Origin of the sequence: Streptomyces sp. NPDC059906, assembly GCF_042730645.1 — a bacterium.
Classification (GTDB): domain Bacteria; phylum Actinomycetota; class Actinomycetes; order Streptomycetales; family Streptomycetaceae; genus Streptomyces; species Streptomyces rubrogriseus.
The window spans coordinates 98,438-119,668 of sequence record NZ_JBHWKU010000016.1 but is presented as its reverse complement, the minus strand read 5'-3'; the positions used below and the strand labels follow the sequence as shown (position 1 = coordinate 119,668).

The 21,231-nt window shown below is 72.3% G+C and carries 14 protein-coding genes and 1 tRNA gene; 14 read left to right on the top strand and 1 reads right to left on the bottom strand.

All coding sequences use genetic code 11. From position 1 onward, the window contains the following. The first annotated feature begins 79 nt into the window (after positions 1–79). From ACFV9J_RS24085 to ACFV9J_RS24035, 11 genes are all read left to right on the top strand, one after another. A complete protein-coding gene (locus ACFV9J_RS24085; protein ID WP_385356983.1) occupies positions 80–2,464 on the top strand; it encodes a sodium-translocating pyrophosphatase in 2,385 nt (794 codons plus the stop codon). 219 nt (positions 2,465–2,683) lie between these two features. After that, positions 2,684–3,274: a small secreted protein gene (locus tag ACFV9J_RS24080; protein ID WP_385356982.1), complete on the top strand. Its 591-nt coding sequence runs from the start codon at positions 2,684–2,686 to the stop codon at positions 3,272–3,274. A gap of 62 nt (positions 3,275–3,336) precedes the next feature. Further along, positions 3,337–4,854, top strand: a complete 1,518-nt coding sequence (locus tag ACFV9J_RS24075; RefSeq protein WP_385356981.1) for a methyltransferase — start codon at positions 3,337–3,339, stop codon at positions 4,852–4,854. Positions 4,855–5,084: 230 nt separating this feature from the next. Continuing rightward, the gene (locus tag ACFV9J_RS24070) at positions 5,085–5,282 is read left to right on the top strand and encodes a hypothetical protein (RefSeq protein WP_356859680.1); all 198 of its coding nucleotides are present in this window, start codon (positions 5,085–5,087) and stop codon (positions 5,280–5,282) included. Between the two features lie 268 nt (positions 5,283–5,550). Next, positions 5,551–8,421 (top strand): type I DNA topoisomerase, encoded by a 2,871-nt coding sequence (gene topA, locus ACFV9J_RS24065; protein WP_385356980.1) that lies wholly within the window; start codon positions 5,551–5,553, stop codon positions 8,419–8,421. Positions 8,422–8,527: 106 nt separating this feature from the next. After that, entirely contained in the window at positions 8,528–11,890 is a 3,363-nt protein-coding gene (tmk, locus tag ACFV9J_RS24060) for a dTMP kinase (protein WP_385356978.1), read from the top strand. Between the two features lie 166 nt (positions 11,891–12,056). Then, positions 12,057–13,262 (top strand): DNA polymerase III subunit delta', encoded by a 1,206-nt coding sequence (locus tag ACFV9J_RS24055; protein ID WP_385356977.1) that lies wholly within the window; start codon positions 12,057–12,059, stop codon positions 13,260–13,262. Positions 13,263–13,380: 118 nt separating this feature from the next. Beyond that, positions 13,381–15,000, top strand: a complete 1,620-nt coding sequence (locus tag ACFV9J_RS24050; RefSeq protein ID WP_385356976.1) for an alpha/beta hydrolase — start codon at positions 13,381–13,383, stop codon at positions 14,998–15,000. Positions 15,001–15,108: 108 nt separating this feature from the next. Further along, positions 15,109–15,185, top strand: a tRNA-Thr gene (locus tag ACFV9J_RS24045). 334 nt (positions 15,186–15,519) lie between these two features. Then, positions 15,520–16,155 carry a ScbR family autoregulator-binding transcription factor gene (locus ACFV9J_RS24040; RefSeq protein WP_385356975.1) on the top strand — a complete coding sequence of 212 codons (636 nt, stop codon included), beginning with the start codon at positions 15,520–15,522 and terminating at the stop codon, positions 16,153–16,155. A 165-nt stretch (positions 16,156–16,320) separates the two neighbouring features. Further along, positions 16,321–17,589 (top strand): cytochrome P450, encoded by a 1,269-nt coding sequence (locus tag ACFV9J_RS24035; protein ID WP_385356974.1) that lies wholly within the window; start codon positions 16,321–16,323, stop codon positions 17,587–17,589. Positions 17,590–17,616: 27 nt separating this feature from the next. On the opposite strand, the gene ACFV9J_RS24030 is transcribed toward ACFV9J_RS24035, so the two are convergent. Next, positions 17,617–18,546, bottom strand: coding sequence for a ScbA/BarX family gamma-butyrolactone biosynthesis protein (locus ACFV9J_RS24030; RefSeq protein WP_385356972.1), 930 nt, complete (start codon positions 18,544–18,546; stop codon positions 17,617–17,619). Positions 18,547–18,788: 242 nt separating this feature from the next. Here ACFV9J_RS24030 and ACFV9J_RS24025 point away from each other — a divergent pair, with 242 nt between their 5' ends. From ACFV9J_RS24025 to ACFV9J_RS24015, 3 genes are all read left to right on the top strand, one after another. After that, complete coding sequence (locus tag ACFV9J_RS24025) at positions 18,789–19,439, top strand: ScbR family autoregulator-binding transcription factor (protein ID WP_385356970.1); 651 nt, start codon at positions 18,789–18,791, stop codon at positions 19,437–19,439. Positions 19,440–19,504: 65 nt separating this feature from the next. Continuing rightward, positions 19,505–20,269, top strand: coding sequence for an SDR family oxidoreductase (locus ACFV9J_RS24020; protein WP_385356969.1), 765 nt, complete (start codon positions 19,505–19,507; stop codon positions 20,267–20,269). A 15-nt stretch (positions 20,270–20,284) separates the two neighbouring features. Next, the gene (locus ACFV9J_RS24015) at positions 20,285–21,193 is read left to right on the top strand and encodes a zinc-binding alcohol dehydrogenase family protein (RefSeq protein ID WP_385357048.1); all 909 of its coding nucleotides are present in this window, start codon (positions 20,285–20,287) and stop codon (positions 21,191–21,193) included. The last annotated feature ends 38 nt before the right edge of the window (positions 21,194–21,231 follow it).

Below are 21,231 nucleotides of genomic sequence, written 5' to 3'. Positions count from 1 at the left end.
CGTGCACTGTTTTGATCGGCTTCCGGTACCTACAATCCCGTCCACATCTTGAGCTCAGCCCAAGCGTCAAGGAGGACGAATGGCGGAGCTTCCTACCTCTCATCTCGCGGCTGCCGTGCTGACCGACGGAAACCGCGTGCTGGTCGCGGTCATCGCGGTCGTCGCGCTGGCAGCACTGGTGCTCGCCGGTGTCCTGGTGCGCCAGGTGCTCGCGGCGGGCGAGGGAACCGACAGCATGAAGAAGATCGCGGCGGCCGTCCAGGAAGGCGCGAATGCCTACCTGGCCCGGCAGTTGCGCACGCTCGGCGTATTCGCCGTCGTCGTGTTCTTCCTGCTCATGCTGCTGCCCGCGGACGACTGGAATCAACGTGCCGGACGTTCGATCTTCTTCCTGATCGGCGCGGCGTTCTCGGCGGCCACCGGCTATATCGGCATGTGGCTCGCCGTGCGCAGCAATGTGCGCGTCGCCGCGGCGGCCCGGGAAGCGACACCGGCCCCCGGCGAACCGGAAAAGGATCTCACTCTCGTCTCGCACAAAGCGACGAAGATCGCGTTTCGCACGGGCGGCGTCGTCGGCATGTTCACGGTGGGGCTGGGCCTGCTGGGCGCCTGCTGCGTGGTGCTGGTGTACGCGGCCGACGCGCCGAAGGTCCTGGAGGGCTTCGGCCTCGGCGCCGCGCTGATCGCGATGTTCATGCGCGTCGGCGGCGGCATCTTCACCAAGGCCGCCGACGTCGGCGCCGACCTGGTCGGCAAGGTCGAACAGGGCATCCCGGAGGACGATCCGCGCAATGCCGCGACCATCGCCGACAACGTGGGCGACAACGTCGGCGACTGCGCGGGCATGGCGGCCGACCTCTTCGAGTCGTACGCCGTCACCCTGGTGGCCGCGCTGATCCTCGGCAAGGTGGCGTTCGGCGACTCCGGGCTGGCGTTCCCGCTGCTGGTCCCGGCGATCGGCGTGCTCACGGCCATGATCGGCATCTTCGCGGTGGCGCCCCGGCGGTCCGACCGCAGCGGCATGAGCGCGATCAACCGGGGCTTCTTCATCTCCGCGGTGATCTCGCTGGTGCTGGTGGCGGTCGCCGTCTTCGTCTACCTGCCCGGCAAGTACGCCGACCTCGACGGTGTCACCGACGCGGCGATCGCGGGCAAGAGCGGCGATCCGCGGATCCTGGCGCTGGTCGCCGTCGCGATCGGCATCGTGCTCGCCGCCCTGATCCAACAGCTCACCGGCTACTTCACCGAGACCACCAGGCGCCCGGTCAAGGACATCGGCAAGACCTCGCTCACCGGGCCCGCCACCGTCGTCCTCGCCGGAATCTCGCTCGGCCTCGAATCCGCCGTCTACACCGCCCTGTTGATCGGCCTCGGCGTCTACGGGGCCTTCCTGCTCGGCGGTACGTCGATCATGCTGGCGCTGTTCGCGGTGGCGCTGGCCGGCACCGGACTGCTCACCACGGTCGGTGTGATCGTCGCCATGGACACCTTCGGGCCGGTCTCCGACAACGCGCAGGGCATCGCCGAGATGTCCGGCGACGTCGAGGGCGCCGGCGCCCAGGTGCTCACCGACCTGGACGCCGTCGGCAACACCACCAAGGCCATCACCAAGGGCATCGCCATCGCCACCGCCGTACTGGCCGCCGCGGCCCTCTTCGGGTCGTACCGCGACGCCATCACCACCGGCGCGGCGGACGTGGGCGAGAAGCTCAGCGGCGAGGGCGCGCCGATGAACCTGATGATGGACATCTCACAGCCCAACAACCTCGTCGGGCTCATCGCCGGTGCCGCGGTCGTCTTCCTCTTCTCGGGGCTGGCGATCAACGCGGTGTCGCGGTCGGCGGGCGCGGTGGTCTACGAGGTGCGGCGGCAGTTCCGGGAACGGCCCGGAATCATGGACTACAGCGAGAAACCCGAGTACGGCAAGGTCGTCGACATCTGCACCAGGGACGCCCTGCGGGAACTCGCCACGCCCGGACTGCTCGCCGTGATGGCGCCCATCTTCATCGGGTTCACGCTCGGCGTCGGCGCGCTCGGCGCGTTCCTGGCGGGCGCGATCGGCGCCGGGACGCTGATGGCGGTGTTCCTCGCCAACTCCGGTGGTTCCTGGGACAACGCCAAGAAACTCGTCGAGGACGGCCACCACGGCGGCAAGGGCAGCGAGGCCCATGCCGCCACCGTCATCGGCGACACGGTCGGCGACCCGTTCAAGGACACTGCGGGCCCGGCGATCAACCCGCTGCTGAAGGTCATGAACCTGGTGGCGCTGCTCATCGCGCCGGCGGTCATCAAGTTCTCCTACGGAGCCGACAAGAGCGTCGGCGTACGGGTACTGATCGCCGTCGTCGCGTTCGCCGTCATCGCGGCGGCCGTCTACGTGTCCAAGCGGCGCGGGATCGCCATGGGCGACGAGGACGACGCCGATCCCGAACCCAAGTCGGCCGATCCGGCGGTGGTTTCGTAGCCTCCGCCCGCCGGGCCACCGCGCGGATTCGATCCGGGCACCGCTCAAGGGACGGGCGGACGGCGCGTGTTGACGCGTCGTCCGCCCGTTTCGCGCCCGCGTGCGCCACCTCACCGTGAGCCTTCTCTCTCTTGGTGCAAATGGCTTCAATACCGTCATAACGGCTGTTCGTCCGGTGGATGTCCCCCATCCGGCGTGTATGTTCCGGGGCCGAGAGCCATGGAAGGGACCAATCCGGTGAACAAGAAGCTCGCGGCCGCACTGTCCGGCGGTGCGGTACTGGTACTGGCGCTGACGGGATGCAGCAGCAGCGACGACAACGAGAAGCTGGACTCCTGGGCCAAGGAGGTCTGCGAGGGCGTGCAGCCGCAGGCCAAGAAGATCGAGGCGGCCAACGCGGCCATCCAGAAGGAGACCTCGGACAACAGCACTCCCGCCGAGGTCCAGAAGACCGACGCCAAGGCGTTCCAGGACATGTCCGACGCCTACAAGGCGATGGGCGCCACCGTCCAGAAGGCCGGCCCCCCGGACGTCGACGACGGCGAGAAGAAGCAGAAGGACGCCGTCACCGAGCTGAACGGCCTCTCCTCGTCCTACGCCTCCCTGCGCAAGCAGGTGGAGGACCTCAACACCAAGGACCAGGCCGAGTTCGCCGACGGCCTCAAGGACATCGCCACCGAGCTGAACAAGCTCAGCAAGAGCGGCAGCGACGCGCTGAAGACCCTGGAGGAGGGCGACGTCGGCCAGGCGATGGCCAAGCAGCCCAGCTGCAAGTCGGCCTCGGTGACCCCGTCGGCCGCCGAGGGCTGACGGAACCGGCGTCCCCGCGCGGGCACGGGGCGGGGCGGTGACGGCCGGGCCACAATGGGGGTGTGAGTAACGCCAGCCTGTCCCCCCTGCCCGCCGCCGACCGCTCCGACGTCGCCACCCGGCTGCGGGACGCCCTGCTCGGGGTGTCCTTCACCGCCGACGGACTGCTGGAGCTGCTCGGCGCCCCCGCCTACGCGGCGCTGTCGCGCAGCGAGACCGTGCCCGCGCTCCGGGCGACCCGCGGCGACACGCCGCTGGAACTGCTCGTCCGGCTGTTCCTGCTCCAGCAACCCGTCCCCCACGCGCGCGTGGCGGACGTCCTGCCCGTCGACGCCTGCCTGGAGAGCGGCTGGCTCGACCGCGCGGGCGACGACGAGGTGACGGCCACCGTGGACGTACGGCCCTACGGCGGGCCCGGCGGCGAGGACTGGTTCGTCGTCTCCGACCTCGGCTGCGCGGTCGGCGGCGCCGGAGGCATCGGCAACCACGCCGAGGGCGTCGTCCTGGGCGTCGGCGGCGCCTCCACGACCCTGGCCGGCCTCACCGTCCGTACGCCCGTCTCCGCCGCCCTCGACCTCGGCACCGGCTCCGGCATCCAGGCCCTGCACGCCGCCGCGCACGCCACGCGTGTGACGGCCACCGACGTCAACCCGCGCGCGCTGCACATCACCGCGCTCACCCTGGCCCTGTCCGGCGCTCCGGCCGCCGACCTGCGCGAGGGCTCCCTCTACGAGCCGGTCGCCGACGACGAGACGTACGACCTGATCGTCTCCAACCCGCCGTTCGTGATCTCGCCCGGCGCCCGGCTCACCTACCGCGACGGCGGGATGGGCGGGGACGATCTGTGCCGCTCGCTCGTTCAGCAGACGGGGGAGCGCCTGAACGAGGGCGGGTTCGCGCACTTCCTCGCCAACTGGCAGCACGTGGAGGGGGAGGAGTGGACGGACCGGCTGCGCTCCTGGGTGCCGCGCGGCTGCGACGCCTGGATCGTGCAGCGCGAGGTGCAGGACGTCACCCAGTACGCCGAGCTGTGGCTGCGGGACGCGGGCGACCACCGCGGTGACCCGGCCGACTACCAGGCGCGCTACGACGCCTGGCTGGACGAGTTCGAGGCGCGCAAGGTCAAGGCCGTCGGCTTCGGCTGGATCACGCTGCGCCGGACCGGGGCCGCGGAACCCTCGGTCGTCGCCGAGGAATGGCCGCACCCGGTCGAGCAGCCACTCGGCGAGACCGTGCGCGCCCACTTCGACCGCGTCGACTACCTGCGTTCCCACGACGACGCGGCCCTGCTGGAGGCGCACTTCACGCTGTCCGGCGAGGTCGTCCAGGAGCAGGTCGGGCTGCCCGGCGCCGAGGACCCGGAGCACGTCGTCCTGCGCCAGAACCGCGGGATGCGCCGGGCCACCCGGGTCGACACGGTCGGCGCCGGTTTCGCGGGCGTCTGCGACGGCACGATGAGCGCGGGCCGCATCCTGGACGCCATCGCCCAGCTGGTCGGCGAGGACCCGGTGGCCCTGCGCGACCGCACGCCCGCGCAGATCCGGCTGCTGGTGGAGCAGGGCTTCCTCGAACCGGCGTAGGGCGGCCCGGTCGCCGGGCGTGGGTGCGCGCACCCATTTCCCCTACCGCGGCCGCCCGCGCCGCCCGCCCCGCCCGGCGTACGGGGACCGGCCCCGCCCGGTCCCGCCCGACGCCACCCGGCGCATCCGTCGGCTCCCCGTTCACCTCGGGTTCGCCTGCCCGCCGCCCGTGCGTGACAGCCTCCCGGAGGCTGGACACGCGCGGGCTGGAGAAAAGGGGCACGGGGACCATGGAGAGCGGGCCGGCGATCTTCGCGGGAGTGGTGTTCGCCCTGTTCGGGGCCGGTCTGCTGGTGTGGACCACGACGCGGGTGCGGCACGGCCGGCCCGTCGCGCACGGTGTGAGCCCTGTCGCATCGGCGACCGTCGCGAGCGTCGCCGCCGTGGTCGCGCTGGGCCTCGGGGCCTGGTGCCTGACCCAGGTGTGAGGAGCCGGTTGCGCACCCCGGCCGGGGCGCCGCCCGGGTAACCGGGGGATCGCGCTCCGGATACCCGGGTCGGGGCAGGTGAGCACTCCGGGCGGCAGGAACACGGTTCGTCGGGTTACCGTTCGAGTGGCCGTTGCGGGCTTTTCCCGTTTGACACGGGGGCGGGAGGTACCGTCACACTCCGCAGCGTCACGATCGAAACACAGAACGACCCGACCCGGGACCACGCCCTGGGGAGGCCCAGCGTCGACCGGAGAGAAGAGCGAAGTTGTCCCCGACCAGCGAGACCGCGAAGGGCGGCCGTCGACTCGTCATCGTCGAGTCGCCTGCCAAGGCGAAGACGATCAAGGGCTATCTGGGCCCTGGCTACGTCGTCGAGGCGAGCGTCGGGCACATTCGCGACCTTCCCAGCGGCGCGGCGGAGGTGCCGGAGAAGTACACCGGCGAGGTCCGCCGCCTCGGTGTGGACGTCGAACACGACTTCCAGCCGATCTATGTGGTCAACGCGGACAAGAAGTCCCAGGTCAAGAAGCTCAAGGACCTGCTGAAGGAGTCCGACGAACTCTTCCTCGCCACCGATGAGGACCGCGAGGGCGAGGCCATCGCCTGGCACCTCCAGGAAGTCCTCAAGCCGAAGATCCCGGTCAAGCGCATGGTGTTCCACGAGATCACCAAGGACGCGATCCGCGCCGCCGTCGCCAACCCGCGCGAGCTGAACCAGAAGCTCGTCGACGCCCAGGAGACCCGCCGCATCCTCGACCGCCTCTACGGCTACGAGGTCTCGCCGGTCCTGTGGAAGAAGGTCATGCCGCGCCTGTCGGCCGGCCGCGTCCAGTCCGTCGCCACCCGGCTCGTCGTCGAGCGGGAACGCGAGCGCATCGCCTTCCGCTCCGCCGAGTACTGGGACCTCACCGGCACCTTCGCCACCGGCCGCGCGGGAGACGCCTCCGACCCGTCGTCGCTGGTCGCCCGCCTCCAGACAGTGGACGGACGGCGAGTCGCCCAGGGCCGCGACTTCGACTCCCTGGGGCAGCTCAAGAGCGCGAACACCCTCCACCTCGACGAGGCGAACGCCCGCGCGCTCGCCGCCGCCCTGGAGAACACGCGCTTCGCCGTCCGCTCCGTCGAGTCCAAGCCGTACCGGCGCTCGCCGTACGCCCCGTTCCGTACGACGACGCTTCAGCAGGAGGCCTCGCGCAAGCTCGGCTTCGGCGCGAAGTCGACCATGCAGGTCGCCCAGAAGCTGTACGAGAACGGCTACATCACCTACATGCGTACGGACTCCACGACCCTGAGCGACACGGCGGTCTCCGCCGCCCGCGCCCAGGTGACGCAGCTGTACGGCGCCGACTACCTGCCGCCCCAGCCGCGCACGTACGCCGGCAAGGTCAAGAACGCGCAGGAGGCGCACGAGGCGATCCGCCCCTCCGGTGACCGCTTCCGCACGCCCGCCGAGACCGGGCTGACCGGCGACCAGTTCAAGCTGTACGAGCTGATCTGGAAGCGGACCGTCGCCTCTCAGATGAAGGACGCGACCGGCAACAGCGTCACCGTGAAGATCGGCGGCGCCGCCTCCGACGGCCGGGACGTCGAGTTCAGCGCCTCCGGCAAGACCATCACCTTCCACGGCTTCCTCAAGGCCTACGTCGAGGGCGCCGACGACCCGAACGCCGAGCTGGACGACCGCGAGCGCCGCCTGCCGCAGGTCGCCGAGGGCGACGCGCTGACGGCCGAGGAGATCACGGTCGACGGCCACGCCACCAAGCCCCCGGCCCGCTACACCGAGGCGTCGCTGGTCAAGGAGCTGGAGGAGCGCGAGATCGGCCGCCCGTCGACGTACGCGTCGATCATCGGCACCATCCTGGACCGCGGCTACGTCTTCAAGAAGGGCACGGCCCTCGTCCCGTCCTTCCTCTCCTTCGCCGTGGTCAACCTCCTGGAGAAGCACTTCGGGCGGCTCGTCGACTACGACTTCACCGCCAAGATGGAGGACGACCTCGACGCCATCGCCCGCGGCGAGGCCCAGTCGGTGCCGTGGCTGCGCCGCTTCTACTTCGGCGAGGGCGACGGCACGGGCGGCGGCGGCGCGGCCGACGCGGGCAACGGCGACGGCGACCACCTCGGCGGCCTCAAGGAGCTGGTGACCGACCTCGGCGCGATCGACGCGCGCGAGGTGTCCTCCTTCCCCGTCGGCAACGACATCAAGCTGCGCGTCGGCCGCTACGGCCCCTACGTCGAGCGCGGCGAGAAGGACGCCGAGAACCACCAGCGCGCCGACGTACCCGAGGACCTGGCCCCGGACGAGCTGTCCGTGGAACTGGCGGAGGAACTGCTCGCCAAGCCGAGCGGCGACTTCGAGCTGGGCACCGACCCGGCCACCGGTCACGCCATCGTCGCCAAGGACGGCCGCTACGGCCCGTACGTCACCGAGGTGCTCCCCGAGGGCACCCCGAAGACCGGTAAGAACGCCGTGAAGCCGCGCACCGCCTCGCTGTTCAAGTCGATGTCCCTGGACACGGTGACCCTCGACGACGCCCTGAGGCTCATGTCGCTGCCGCGGGTCGTCGGCGCCGACGCGGAGGGCGTGGAGATCACCGCGCAGAACGGCCGCTACGGCCCGTACCTGAAGAAGGGCACGGACTCGCGGTCCCTCCAGACCGAGGAGCAGCTCTTCGACATCACGCTGGAGGAGGCGCTGGCGATCTACGCCCAGCCCAAGCAGCGTGGCCGGGCCGCGGCCAAGCCGCCGCTGAAGGAGCTGGGCACCGACCCGGTCAGCGAGAAGCCCGTCGTCGTCAAGGACGGCCGCTTCGGCCCGTACGTCACCGACGGCGAGACCAACGCGACCCTGCGCTCCGGCGACAGCGTCGAGGAGATCACGCCCGAGCGGGGCTACGAGCTGCTCGCCGAGAAGCGCGCCAAGGGGCCCGCCAAGAAGACGGCGAAGAAGACCGTGAAGAAGACGGCCGCCAAGAAGGCCCCGGCCAAGAAGGCGGCGGCGACCAAGAAGACGGCCGCCGCGAAGACCACGGCGGCCAAGAAGACCGCCGCCAAGAGCACCGCGAAGAAGACGACCGCCAAGACGACCGCCAAGACGGCGGCGAAGAAGGCGACCGCGTCGAAGGCGTCGGAGGACTGAGCGCGCTCTTCGCGAAACGAACGCCCCGGCATCGATTCGGTGTCGGGGCGCGCGTACGTTCGGCCGGGCACACCGGACTGTCGGCGGCGACCGATAGGCTGAACGCATGACGCGAGCCGAGCAGCCAACGGCCCCTCACCCCGCCCCGGACGACGCCCTCGTCGCGGACTCCCGCGAGCGCGCCGTCCGCGCCCTGCTGCGCCGCCCGCAGCTGAGGCGTTTGTGGAGCGCACAGCTCGTGGGGGGTGTCGGCGACATCCTCGCCCTCCTGGTGCTGGTCCTCCTCACGGTCCAGGCCGCGATCGGCGCGGGCTCCTTCGGCGGCGGCTACCGGGGCGTGGCGTTCGCAGTGGCGACCGTTTTCGGCGTCCGGATCCTGGCGACACTGCTCTTCGGCGCGGTCCTGCTCGGGCCGCTGACCTCCCTCACCTCGCAGGACGGCCCGCTCGACCGGCGCTGGACCATGGTGGGCGCCGACGGGCTGCGGGCCGCCCTGCTGATCGTCGCGCCCCTGTGGATCGACTGGACGCCCGACGACGCGCTCGCCTATCTCCTGGTGACCGCCTTCGTCACCGGAGTCGCCGAGCGCTTCTGGACGGTGTGCCGGGAGAGCGCGGGCCCCGCGCTGCTGCCCGCCCCGCCCCTGGAGGGCGCGACGGTACGGCCGCTGCCGGACCACATGGACGCGCTGCGCCGCCTGTCGCTGCGCACGAGCTTCGTGGCGATCCCCCTCGCGGCCGCCGTGCTGGTCGTCGCGGGGCTCCTCAACAACCTGCTGGGTGCCGGCGTCGACTGGTTCGCCGAGCACCAGGCGGCGCTCGGCTCGTACGTGGCGGCCGGCCTGTTCGCCGCGTCCCTGTCCGTGGTGAGCTTGCTGGAGCTGCCCGCGATGCGCACCCCGCGCGCGCGGTCGCCGCTGGAGGGCATGCGCCGCCCCAAGAGCGGCGGCGGCCTCGACAAGGGCCGCACTGGAGCGCTCCCGCTGCTGGTGTTCGCCTGCGCCGCGGTCGCCGCGGTGGTGGCCGCCACGGTCGCCGTCGCGGTGCTGCACGCCAAGGACCTGGGCGGCGGCCCGGTGCTCTACGGCCTCGCCGTGGGCGCGCTGACCGGCGGCGTCGTCGTCGGCATCCGCACCGCGCCCGCCCTGCTGCCCTCCCTGTCCCGCCGGCGGCTGCTCGCCCTGGCGATCGCCTTCGCCGGCGTCACCCTGCTGGCCGCCGGTCTCGTCCCGGACGACACCACCGTCCTGCTGCTCCTCGCGCTGTCCGGCGTCGGCGCGGGCGTGGCCGCGAACACCGGGCACGCCCTGCTCGACCAGGAGACCGAGGACCACCGCCGGGCCCGGACCACCGAGCACCTGCACGCCGTCGTCCGGGTCTACGTGGCGCTCGGCGCGGTCGTCGGGCCCGTGCTGGCCGCGGCGATCGGACCGCACCGGTTGGAGAACGGCAGGTTCGTCTTCGCCCACGGCGGCGCCGCGTTCGTCCTGATGCTGCTCGGCGCGCTGCTGCTGCCGCTGGCCGCGCTGGTACTGGCCAAGGTCGACGACCGCTCCGGCGTGCCGCTGCGCCACGACCTGCGGGACGCGCTGCTCGGCGGCGACGACCCGGTGCCGGCGTCGGCTGCGACCGGCTTCTTCATCGCCCTGGAGGGCGGCGACGGCGCCGGGAAGTCCACCCAGGCCGAGGCCCTCGCCGAGTGGATCCGCGGCAAGGGGCACGAGGTCGTGCTCACCCGCGAGCCCGGCGCGACCCCGGTCGGCAAGCGCCTGCGCTCCATCCTGCTGGACGTCTCCAGCGCGGGGCTGTCGCACCGCGCGGAGGCCCTGCTGTACGCCGCCGACCGCGCGGAGCACGTCGACACCGTGGTCCGGCCCGCCCTGGAGCGCGGCGCCGTGGTCGTCTCCGACCGCTACATCGACTCCTCGGTCGCCTACCAGGGCGCCGGACGCGACCTGTCGCCGACCGAGATCGCCCGGATCAACCGCTGGGCCACCGACGGGCTCGTACCGCACCTGACCGTCCTGCTGGACGTGGCGCCGGAGGCCGCCCGCGAGCGGTTCACCGAGGCGCCGGACCGCCTCGAGTCGGAGCCCGCCGAGTTCCACGCGCGCGTGCGCTCCGGTTTCCTCACCCTGGCCGCCGCCGACCCCGGGCGCTACCTCGTCGTGGACGCCGGCCAGGAGCCGGAGGCCGTCACCACCGTCGTACGCCACCGGCTCGACCAGGTGCTGCCGCTGTCCGAGGCCGAGATCAAGGCCCGGGAGGAGGCGCGCCGCAAGGCCGAGGAGGAAGCCCGCCGCAAGGCCGAGGAAGAGGCGGCGCGCAAGGCCGAGGAGGAGCGCCTGGAGCGCGAGCGCCTCGAGGAGGAGGCGCGGGTGCGCGCCGAGGAGGAGGAGCGCAAGCGCCGGGAGCTGGAGGAGGCGCAGCGGCGCGAGGCCGAGCGGCAGGCCGAGGAGGCCAGGCAGCGGGCCGAGGAGGCGCGCCGCAAGGCCGAGGAGGAGCGGGCCCGGCTCCTGGCCGAGGAGAAGGCGCGCGCCGAGGAGGAGGCACGGCTGCGGGCCGAGGAGGAGCGGCGCCGCAAGCAGGCCGAGGAGGAGGAGCGGCTGCGTGCGGAGGCCGAGGCCCGGCGCCTGGAGAAGCAGCGCAAGGCCGAGGAGGCCCTGCTGCGCGCCGAGGAGGCACGCCGGGCGGCGGAGCAGGCGGCGGCCGCGGCCGCGGCCGGTCCCAGGTCGGCGGCCCCCGCGGCGGCGGACGCACCCCGTCCGAAGCCGCCCGCCCCGGCCCCCAACGACGCGGCGACCGTGCCGACCCCGATCGTGACCCCGGCCAACGCCTCCGGCGGGCCGGTGGAGGACACGGCGGTCCTGCGGCCGGTGCGGGACACGCCCGACGACGACCGTGCCGACGACGCCGAGGACGGCACCGACGCCCGGGGCGCCCGGGGCGCTCGCGGCGACGGCGGCCGGGCGTCCGGCGAGTCCGAGTCCGAGGTGACGACCGAGCTGCCCAAGCCGCCGGTGCCGTCCGGCGCGGCTGACGAGACGGCGGTGCTTCCGGCGGTGGAGCCGCGGGACGCCGAGGAGACGGCGGTCCTGCCGCCCGTGACGCCGCCGGGAGCCGCCGACGAGACCGCGGTCCTGCCGCCCGTGACGCCGCCGGGAGCCGCCGACGAGACCGCGGTCCTGCCGCCCGTGCGCGGGGACGACCCCGCCGACCGGGTCCCGCCGGGATACTTCCGGGAGGAGCGCCCGGCCGAGGAGACCCGGGACCGCACGCGCGAGCTGCCCCAGATCGACCCCGACCAGGCACCGCCGTCCCGCAGGCGCCGCTCCGACTGGGCCGAGGAGACCCCGCTGGACGACCTGCCGACGCTGGCGGACGAGCTGCTCGGGCCGCACGACGAGGACGAGGCCGGCCCGGACGACGAGGGCCGCGGCGGCCGGGGCAGGGGCCGGGGACGTCGCTGAGCACCGGGATCGCCGGAGCCGTGCGTGCTCCGGCGGCCCCGCCGCGTTGTCAGTGCCGAGCCGCACAATGGAGGACGCGACGCGGATCAGCGCGGCGGCTCGGTGTGACGGGCCGGTACCAAGGCTCGGTGCGCCGGGCTCGTGTGAGGGAAGGACGGCGTGACCCATGACCGTGTGGGACGACCTCGTCGGGCAGGAGAAGGTGTGCGAGCCGCTCGCCGCCGCTGCCCGGGACGCCGACGCCTTCGTCATCGCCGCCGCGGCCGAGGGCCCGCTGCCGCAGTCGACGAGCATGACGCACGCCTGGCTGTTCACCGGCCCGCCCGGCTCCGGCGTGGCCCAGACAGCCCGGGCCTTCGCCGCCGCGCTGCAGTGCGTGAGCCCCGACCGCGCCCTCGGCGGCGTCCCCGGCTGCGGCTTCTGCGACGGATGCCACACCGCACTGGTCGGCACCCACGCGGACGTCAGCACCGTGGTCGCCATGGGCGCCGAGATCCGCGCCCAGGACATGCGGGACACCGTCCGCAAGTCGTTCACCTCACCCGCGAACGGCCGCTGGCAGATCATCCTCGTCGAGGAGGCCGAGCGGCTGAACGAGAAGTCGGCCAACGCCGTCCTGAAGGCCGTGGAGGAACCGGCGCCGCGGACCGTGTGGCTGCTGTGCGCCCCCTCCGTCGAGGACGTCCTGCCCACGATCCGCTCCCGCTGCCGCCACCTGAACCTGCGCACGCCGTCCGTCGAGGCCGTCGCCGACATGCTCGTACGGCGTGAGGGCATCGAACCGGACGTCGCCGCCGCGGCGGCCCGCGCCACCCAGGGCCACATCGACCGCGCCCGCCGCCTGGCCACCGACAAGGCCGCCCGGGACCGCCGGGCCGCCGTGCTGAAGCTGCCGCTGCGGGTCGAGGACGTCGGCGGCGCCCTCAAGGCGGCCCAGGAGCTGGTCGACGCCGCGGCGGAGGACGCCAAGCAGCTCGCCGAGGAGATGGACGCCAAGGAGACCGAGGAGCTGAAGGCGGCACTCGGCGCCGCCCAGGGCGGCCGGCTCCCGCGCGGCACGGCCGGCGTGATCAAGGATCTGGAGGCCGACCAGAAACGCCGCAAGGCGCGCACCCAGCGCAACAGCCTCGACCTCGCCCTCAGCGAGCTGACCGGCTTCTACCGCGACGTCCTCGCGCTCCAGCTCGGCTCCCGCGTGGCCATCGCCAACGCCGACGCGGAGGACGCCCTGGAGCGCCTCGCCCGCGGCAGCACCCCCGAGTCCACGCTGCGCCGGATCGAGGCGGTCGCCGCCTGCGGAGAGGCACTGGACCGCAATGTGCCCCCGCTGCTGGCGGTGGAGGCGATGACGATGGCCCTCAGATCGGGCTGAGCCCCCCGGTCCGGGCCCGGGCCCGGACCGGAGCCGCGACCGGTTGACGCCGTAACACGTACGGGGCACGCGTACCACGCACCGCAACGACGCCGTCGCGGAGAGTTACGCTCGCTGAATGCACACTAGGCGCACTCACCGCAGGACCCGCACCGGCGGCACCCGTTTCCGGGCCACACTGCTCACCGCCGCGCTGCTCGCCACCGCCTGCTCGGCCGGGGGCGCGTCGACGTCCGCCGGATCCCCCGCGGCGGAGGCGGCCGGCTCGACGGAGGCGGCCACGGCGGCCCTGACTCCACTGCCGAAGGACACGCCCGCCGAGCTGTCGCCGTACTACGAGCAGAAGCTCGGCTGGCGCGACTGCGGCGTCCCGGGCTTCCAGTGCGCCACCATGAAGGCCCCGCTCGACTACGCCAAGCCCGACGGCGGCGACGTCCGGCTCGCGGTGGCCCGCAAGAAGGCCACGGGGCCGGGCAAGCGCCTCGGCTCGCTGCTGGTCAACCCGGGCGGACCGGGCGGCTCGGCGATCGGCTACCTCCAGCAGTACGCGGGCATCGGGTACCCGGCGAAGGTCCGCGCCCAGTACGACATGGTCGCGGTCGACCCCCGGGGCGTGGCCCGCAGCGAACCCGTCGAGTGCCTGGACGGCCCCGAGATGGACGCGTACACGCGCACCGACGTCACCCCGGACGACGCGGGCGAGACGGACGAGCTGGTCGACGCCTACAAGGAGTTCGCCGAGGGCTGCGGGGCGGACGCGCCGAAGCTGCTGCGCCACGTCTCCACGGTCGAGGCGGCGCGCGACATGGACGTACTGCGGGCGGTGCTGGGCGACGAGAAGCTGACCTACGTCGGAGCCTCGTACGGCACCTTCCTGGGCGCGACCTACGCCGGCCTGTTCCCCGACCGGACGGGCCGCCTGGTCCTGGACGGCGCGATGGACCCCTCCCTGCCCGCCCGCCGCCTGAACCTGGAGCAGACGGAGGGCTTCGAGACGGCGTTCCAGTCCTTCGCGAAGGACTGCGTACGGCAGCCGGACTGCCCCCTCGGCGGCAAGGACACCACCCCCGACCAGGTCGGCAAGAACCTGAAGTCCTTCTTCGACGACCTGGACGCGAAGCCCCTGCCCGCCGGGGACGCCGACGGCCGCAAGCTCACCGAGTCCCTCGCCACCACCGGCGTGATCGCGGCGATGTACGACGAGGGCGCCTGGCAGCAGCTGCGCGAGTCCCTGACCTCGGCGATCAAGGAGAAGGACGGCGCGGGCCTGCTGATCCTCTCCGACAGCTACTACGAGCGCGAGGCCGACGGCGGCTACAGCAACCTGATGTTCGCCAACGCCGCCGTGAACTGCCTCGACCTCCCCGCCGCCTTCTCCTCCCCGGACGAGGTGCGCGCCGCGCTCCCCGACTTCGAGAAGGCGTCCCCGGTCTTCGGCGAGGGCCTCGCCTGGTCCTCCCTGAACTGCGCGTACTGGCCGGTGAAGCCCACGGGGGAGCCGCACCGCATCGAGGCGGCCGGTGCCACCCCGATCGTCGTGGTCGGCACCACCCGCGACCCGGCCACCCCCTACCGCTGGGCCGAGGCCCTCTCCGACCAGCTCGCCTCCGGCCACCTCCTCACCTACGAGGGCGACGGCCACACCGCGTACGGCCGCGGCAGCTCCTGCATCGACTCCGCGATCAACACGTACCTGCTGACCGGCACCGCCCCGGAGGACGGCAAGCGCTGCTCGTAACCCCCGCCTGCCCGCCCCGGGGCCCACGACTCCGGGGCGGGTTCGGAGCACCCCCGGAAACTGTGTAGACTTGCCGACGTTGCTGATCGCACCATAGGTGCACAGCGCGCCGCCTTAGCTCAGATGGCCAGAGCAACGCACTCGTAATGCGTAGGTCTCGGGTTCGAATCCCGAAGGCGGCTCCATCGAACCCCAGGTCACATAGCCCGTGACCTGGGGTTTTCTGTTGCTCGGGGTCTGCAGGGGTGGTGCACCGGTCCAGGCCCCTCATCACCGAGCCGGAGCACTAAAAACCGCGTAATCGGTTTATCAGTTGCCTCGATTGTGCAGATTCAGAGTGCCCTGCCGTCGAGGTCGAGGGCCCCATAGTGCGCCTGTCTTGGCTCGAGTGGCCATGCGGTGTTTGTTGTCGCGGCAAGAAATACGGCACATCTGGTTTTTTTCTTCAAAGATGTATAGCGTGCAGTGCCACAGGAAGAGCGCAGCGGGGAGCAGCAGGGAGCAGCAGGGAGCCGTCTGTTGATCAAGCAGGAGAGAGCGGTCCACACCCGCCGGCACCTGATCCGCGCGGCCGCCGACGCCTTCGAACGGCACGGGTACGCGCAGGCGACCTTGAGCGCCATCAGCCGGCAGGCAGGAGTCAGCACGGGTGCTCTGCACTTCCACTTCGCCAACAAGGCGCAGCTGGCCAAGGCCGTGGAGTCGGCCGCCGCCGAGTCGCTGGGGCAGATGGTGCGGGAGGCGGACGAAGACGCCGAGTACGCGCTGCAGGCGCTGATCCGGGCGTCGCAGGAGCTGCTCGGCATGCTCGCGGCGGACACCGTGTTCCGGGCCGGTTTCCAGCTGAACTTCGACCGCGCCTGGAGGGTGACGGCCGACCTCGGCCGGCAGTGGCAGGCCTCGGTCGGACGCTTCGTCGACGGCGCCGTGCGGGCCGGCGACGTGCGCGACGACGTGCAGGCGGACACCGTCACCGCCATAGTCGCCTCGCAGACCCTGGGCCTCGGACTGCTCGGTCTGCGGGACGTGCGGTGGTGCTCCCCGCACCATCTCGACGACTTCTGGGCGCTGGTGCTGCCGCGCGTCGCCGCCCCGCACCGGATGGCGGACCCGTCGGCCGGGCACACCCCGGCCGTGGCGCGCGACGGTCCGTGAGTTCACGGGTCCTTCACGCGGCCGGACATGACGTCCGGTTCCCCAACTGGCATGCTCTGCTGGCGCGAACGCAGGCCCGGGCCACGGGGAGCGGCCGTGGTTGCCGCCCGTCCGTACACATGGCCCGTACTTCGTCAGGACCAGCATTCCAAGGGGGAGGAACGCATGATGGCCGAACGTCAGCGATGCCCGTTCAGCATGGATCCCGCGGGCCGGGACATTCAGGGTGAGGCCGCCCGCATCAGGAGCGGCGGATCCGCGGTGCCGGTGGAACTGCCCGAGGGGGTGCCGGCGTGGGCCGTCGCGGACCCGGTGGCCATGACCCGCCTGCTCACCTCCCCGGACGTCTCCAAGAGCGCGGTCCGGCACTGGCCTGCCTGGATCGACGGGGAGGTCACCGAGGACTGGTCGCTGTCCATGTGGGTCTCGATCCGCAGCATGTTCACCGCCAGCGGCTCCGAGCACACCCGGCTGCGCAGGCTGGTGGCGGGTGCCTTCACCGCGCGCCGCACCAAGGCGCTGCTGCCCGCCGTACGCGAACTGACGCACGAACTGCTCGACGAGATCGCGGCGCTGCCCCCGGGCAGGCCCGTCGACCTCCGGGCCCGCCTCGCGGGACCGCTGCCCGCCCGCGTCATCTGCGAGCTCTTCGGCGTGCCCGAAAAGCGCCGCGGTGAGCTGTGCGCCATCTTCGACTGCCTCTTTGACACCTCGGCCGGCACGGAGGACGTCCGCAGGCACGCGGCCGCGCTCTACGAGCTGCTGGCCGAACTCGTCGCCGCGAAGCGCGAACAGCCGGCCGACGACCTCACCAGCGCTCTCGTCCTCAAGCAGGACGAGAGCGCCGGGCGGCCGGACGACCGGCCGCTCGACGACCAGGAACTCCTCGACACGCTGGTCCACCTGCTGTCGGCGGGTTACGAGACCACCGTCAACCTGATCGACCACGCGGTGCACGCGCTGCTCACCCACCCCGACCAGTTGCGGATGGTCCTCGATGGGGAGGCCACCTGGGACGACGTCGTCGACGAGACCCTGCGCTGGGAACCCGCGGCGGCGAACCTGCTGCTGCGCTACGCCGTGCGCGACATCGACCTCGGTGACGTGGTCATCGCCCGCGGCGACGCGATCGTGCTGTCCGTCGCCGGAGCGGGCCGTGATCCGGGCGTGCACGGCCCCGATGCGGAACGATTCGACATCACCCGTCCCTCGCGCGGCTCGCACCTGGCCTTCGGCCACGGGGTGCACTACTGCCTGGGGGCGCCGCTCGCCCGGATGGAGGCCGTGGTGGTGCTGTCCGCCCTCTTCGAGCGGTTTCCGCGACTCGCCCTCGCCGTTTCCTCACGGGAGCTGCGGCCGGTGGCGTCCTTCGTGTCCAACGGCCATCAGGAACTGCCGGTACTGACCGGCCCGCCCGCCGGGCCGGCGGGCTGAACGGGCCGGTCGGGCCGGATGACCGGGTCAGTCGCGGGTGCGGCTCCCCTGGACGCGGCAGCGGAAGGTGACCTCGCCCCGCTGACGGCCCGTGACCTCGATGCCGAGGGTGCCCGCGGGAGCGGGCACCTCCCGGGCCTCGATCAGGCAGGGGGCCTCGAACTCGACGTACCGGTGCGCCTCGAGGGCGAGGTCCGCAGGGTCGAACGCCCCGTCGGCGAAGGCGTACGCGGCCTGCTGTGCCGCTTCCAGGAGGACCAGTCCGGGGACGTGATCGACCGGGTGGTCGATCAGGGCGGGGTGCCCGGTGTCGTGGATGAGCTCCCACCGATGCGGCAGACCGGTGGGGGCGAGTGCCACCTCGTCCGGCGCCGTACGGCCCACGGCGGCGGCGGGCAGCGGGGTGCCGGGCGGTCCCGGACGGGCCGTCAGGAAGTCGCCGCGCAGCCTGCGGTACACGGCGTCGGGCACCCAGGTGAAGCCGGAGCGGCTGACGGCGAAGCGCCGCTCGCCCTGGCACAGGTCTATCCGCGCCTCGAGGCCGCGCCGGCCGGTCCACGTGTACTCGACCGTCGCCGTGACCGGCGTGGTGGTGTCGGTGCGATGACGGGGATCCAGCGAGTACGACAGGTCGTTGAGCAGGAAGTGGTGCCCCTGGGGGACTCCGAGCTCGGCGTGCGCGAGACCGAGGCCGACCTGGCGCAGGGTCTGGGCGACGAGCATGTGGTGGTGCGTGTTTCCCCGGGCCGGCGCGAAGTACGCGTGGGTGCCCGACCAGTCGAGGTCGACGGAGAAGTCGGTGGCGCCGTGTCGCTGCCAGCCCGTGACGAGTACGTCCTCGGTGGCGACCCGGTGGGCGAAGGCCGGAGGCAGCGCGGCCTTCGTCTCCCCGCGGGTCGGTGGTGCGGGGCAGACCGCGGTGACGGTCTCGGACGGGTTCCAGAATGCGGTGATCAACGTTTCCCCCGGATGACGATGGCACGGACAAGTGCTTCGCGGGGAGAAACATACGGTCTATCCTGTTCTTTTTCTAGAGATATTTTTACAACAAACGGAACATTTGCTTCCAGAAGTAGTGCGTCAAGCGCGGTCGAATCGAAAGTTCCCTGGATAGCCTGGCCGCCGACCGCGTACAATACGGACTCACCGGTTTGGAAGTCGGGGGATGTTCACCCCTGCGATGAGCACCAGGAGTCCGCATGGCACGGCAGGAGCGCGCGATCCGGACGCGTAACGCGGTACTCGAGGCCGCGGGAGCCGTGTTCGCCGAGAACGGCTACGAGTCGGCCACCATCCAGGACGTACTGGACCGGGCCGGCGTGACCAAGGGTGCGCTGTACTTCCACTTCGGTTCCAAGGAGGAGCTGGCCCGCGGTGTCCTGGAGCACGCGGTGATAGAGGTTCCGCCGCTCCAGCCGATCAGGATCCAGTCCTTCGTGGACACGGGGCTCGTACTCGCCCACCGGCTGCCTCGGGAGCCCCTGTTGAGGGGGGCCGCGCGGATCGCGACCGACCAGAGTGCCCGGCGCTTCTTCGGTCATCCGTGGCGGGACTGGGTGGGACAGGCGGTGTGGCAGCTGGCCGCCGCCAAGGATCAGGGCGAGTTGCTGCCGCACGTCGATCCGGACGGGGTGGCGCAGACCATGGTCGGCGCGTTCACCGGCATACAGCTGATGTCCCAGGCCGCCACGGACCTGAGCGATCTCGGCCTACGGATCTCCAGGCTGTACGACCTGGTGCTGCCGAGTATCACGGTGCCCGGCCTGATCGCGCAGGTGGACACCTCGCCGGAGCGCGGCGCCCGCGTGTACGCAGACAACAAACCGACCGCGCCGGTGGAGGCCGTCTGACGCCGCGCGGTCACGGCATCAGTCACCCGTCGCCACACGACGCACAGAGCAGGGGGAGCTCGGACATGGGTACGTTGCAGGGCAGGACCGCGCTGGTCACCGGAGCGAGCAGGGGCATCGGAAGGGCGGCGGCCGAGCGGCTGGCCGCCGAGGGCGCCGTCGTCGCGGTGCACTACGGCAGCGACGACGCGGCGGCGGCCGGGACGGTGGACGCGATCCGGGACAAGGGCGGGCGGGCCTTCCCGGTCCGCGCGGACCTGCGTGCCCCGGATGCCGCCCACACGCTCTACGCCGCCTTCGACGCGGGGCTCGCCGAACGCGACACGGCCCCGGGACTCGACATACTCGTCAACAACGCGGCCATCGGACCGGTGGGTGACATCGAGGCCGCGACCGAGGACCACTTCGACGAGCTGTTCGCGGTCAACACCCGGGGGCCGTTCTTCATCACCAAGTACGGCCTGGAGCGCATGCGGGACGGTGGCCGCGTCATCAACGTCTCCTCGGCGGTCACCCGCACGGCCTTCCCGGAGTCCATCGCGTACTCCATGAGCAAGGGCGCCGTCGACGTCCTCACCCTGGCGCTCGCCAAGCACCTCGGCCCGCGCGGCATCACCGTCAACACGATCGCGCCCGGTTTCGTGGAGACGGAGATGAACGCCGCGCTGCGCCAGTCCCCCGAGGCGACGGCCGCCCTGGCGTCGTTCTCCGTCTTCAACCGGCTGGGCCGGCCGGCGGACATCGCGGACGCGGTGGCCTTCCTCGCCGCCGACGATGCGCGCTGGATCACCGGTCAGTGGATCAGCGTCAGCGGCGGATCGGGGCTCTGAGCCATGCCGGAGCACATGCGCGCGGTGAGGTTCGCCCGGTTCGGTGGCCCGGACGTGCTGGAGGTCGTGACCGTGCCGGTTCCCCGGCCCGGGCCGGGCCGGCTGCTGATCGAGGTGGAGGCGGCCGGCGTCAACTACGCGGACACCCACCAGATCGACGGCTCCTACCTCAGCGCCGACCAGCTTCCCCATGTCCCGGGAAACGAGGTGGTCGGGCGCACCGAGGACGGACGACGCGTGCTGGCCCGGGTCCGGAACGGGTACGCGGAACGTGTCGTCGCGGACGAGTCCGCGGTGGTGGAGATCCCCGAGGACCTGCCGGCGGCGCACGCCCTCGCCCTGCTCACCCAGGGCCTGACCGCATGGCACCTGCTCGTCGGCGCCGCCCGCCTGCAGGCCGGTGAGACCGTCGTGGTGCACGCCGCCGCGGGCGGCGTCGGCAGTCTGGCCGTCCAGCTGGCGGGTCACCTCGGCGCCGGGCGGGTCCTCGCCCAGGCCTCCACGGCCGCCAAACGCGAACTGGCCCTGTCCCTGGGGGCGGACGGCATCGCGTGCTACCCGCTGGACGAGCGTGCGGACATCGTGCTCGACGCCACCGGGGGCGAGCTCTTCGACCAGGCACTCGCCTCACTCGGGGACTTCGGCCGCCTCGTCTCGTACGGCAACGCCTCCCGTTCCGCGTTCACCCCCGTGGACCCGGGCCGGCTGGGGCGGTTGAACGCGTCGGTCGTCGGCTTCTGGCTGCGGCCCACGCTGGCCCGCCCGGGGGCGGTCACCGGCCCGCTCGAGGAGCTGCTCGCCCTGACGGCCCGAGGGCGGCTGCGTCCCGTGGCCGGTCCCGTGTATCCGCTGTCCGAGGCGCGCAGGGCGCACGAGGACCTGCTGGCCCGGCGTACGACGGGAAAGGTGACGCTCGTCCCGTGATCCGCACCCTGTGACCGGGCGTCCCGTGGTCCGGGACG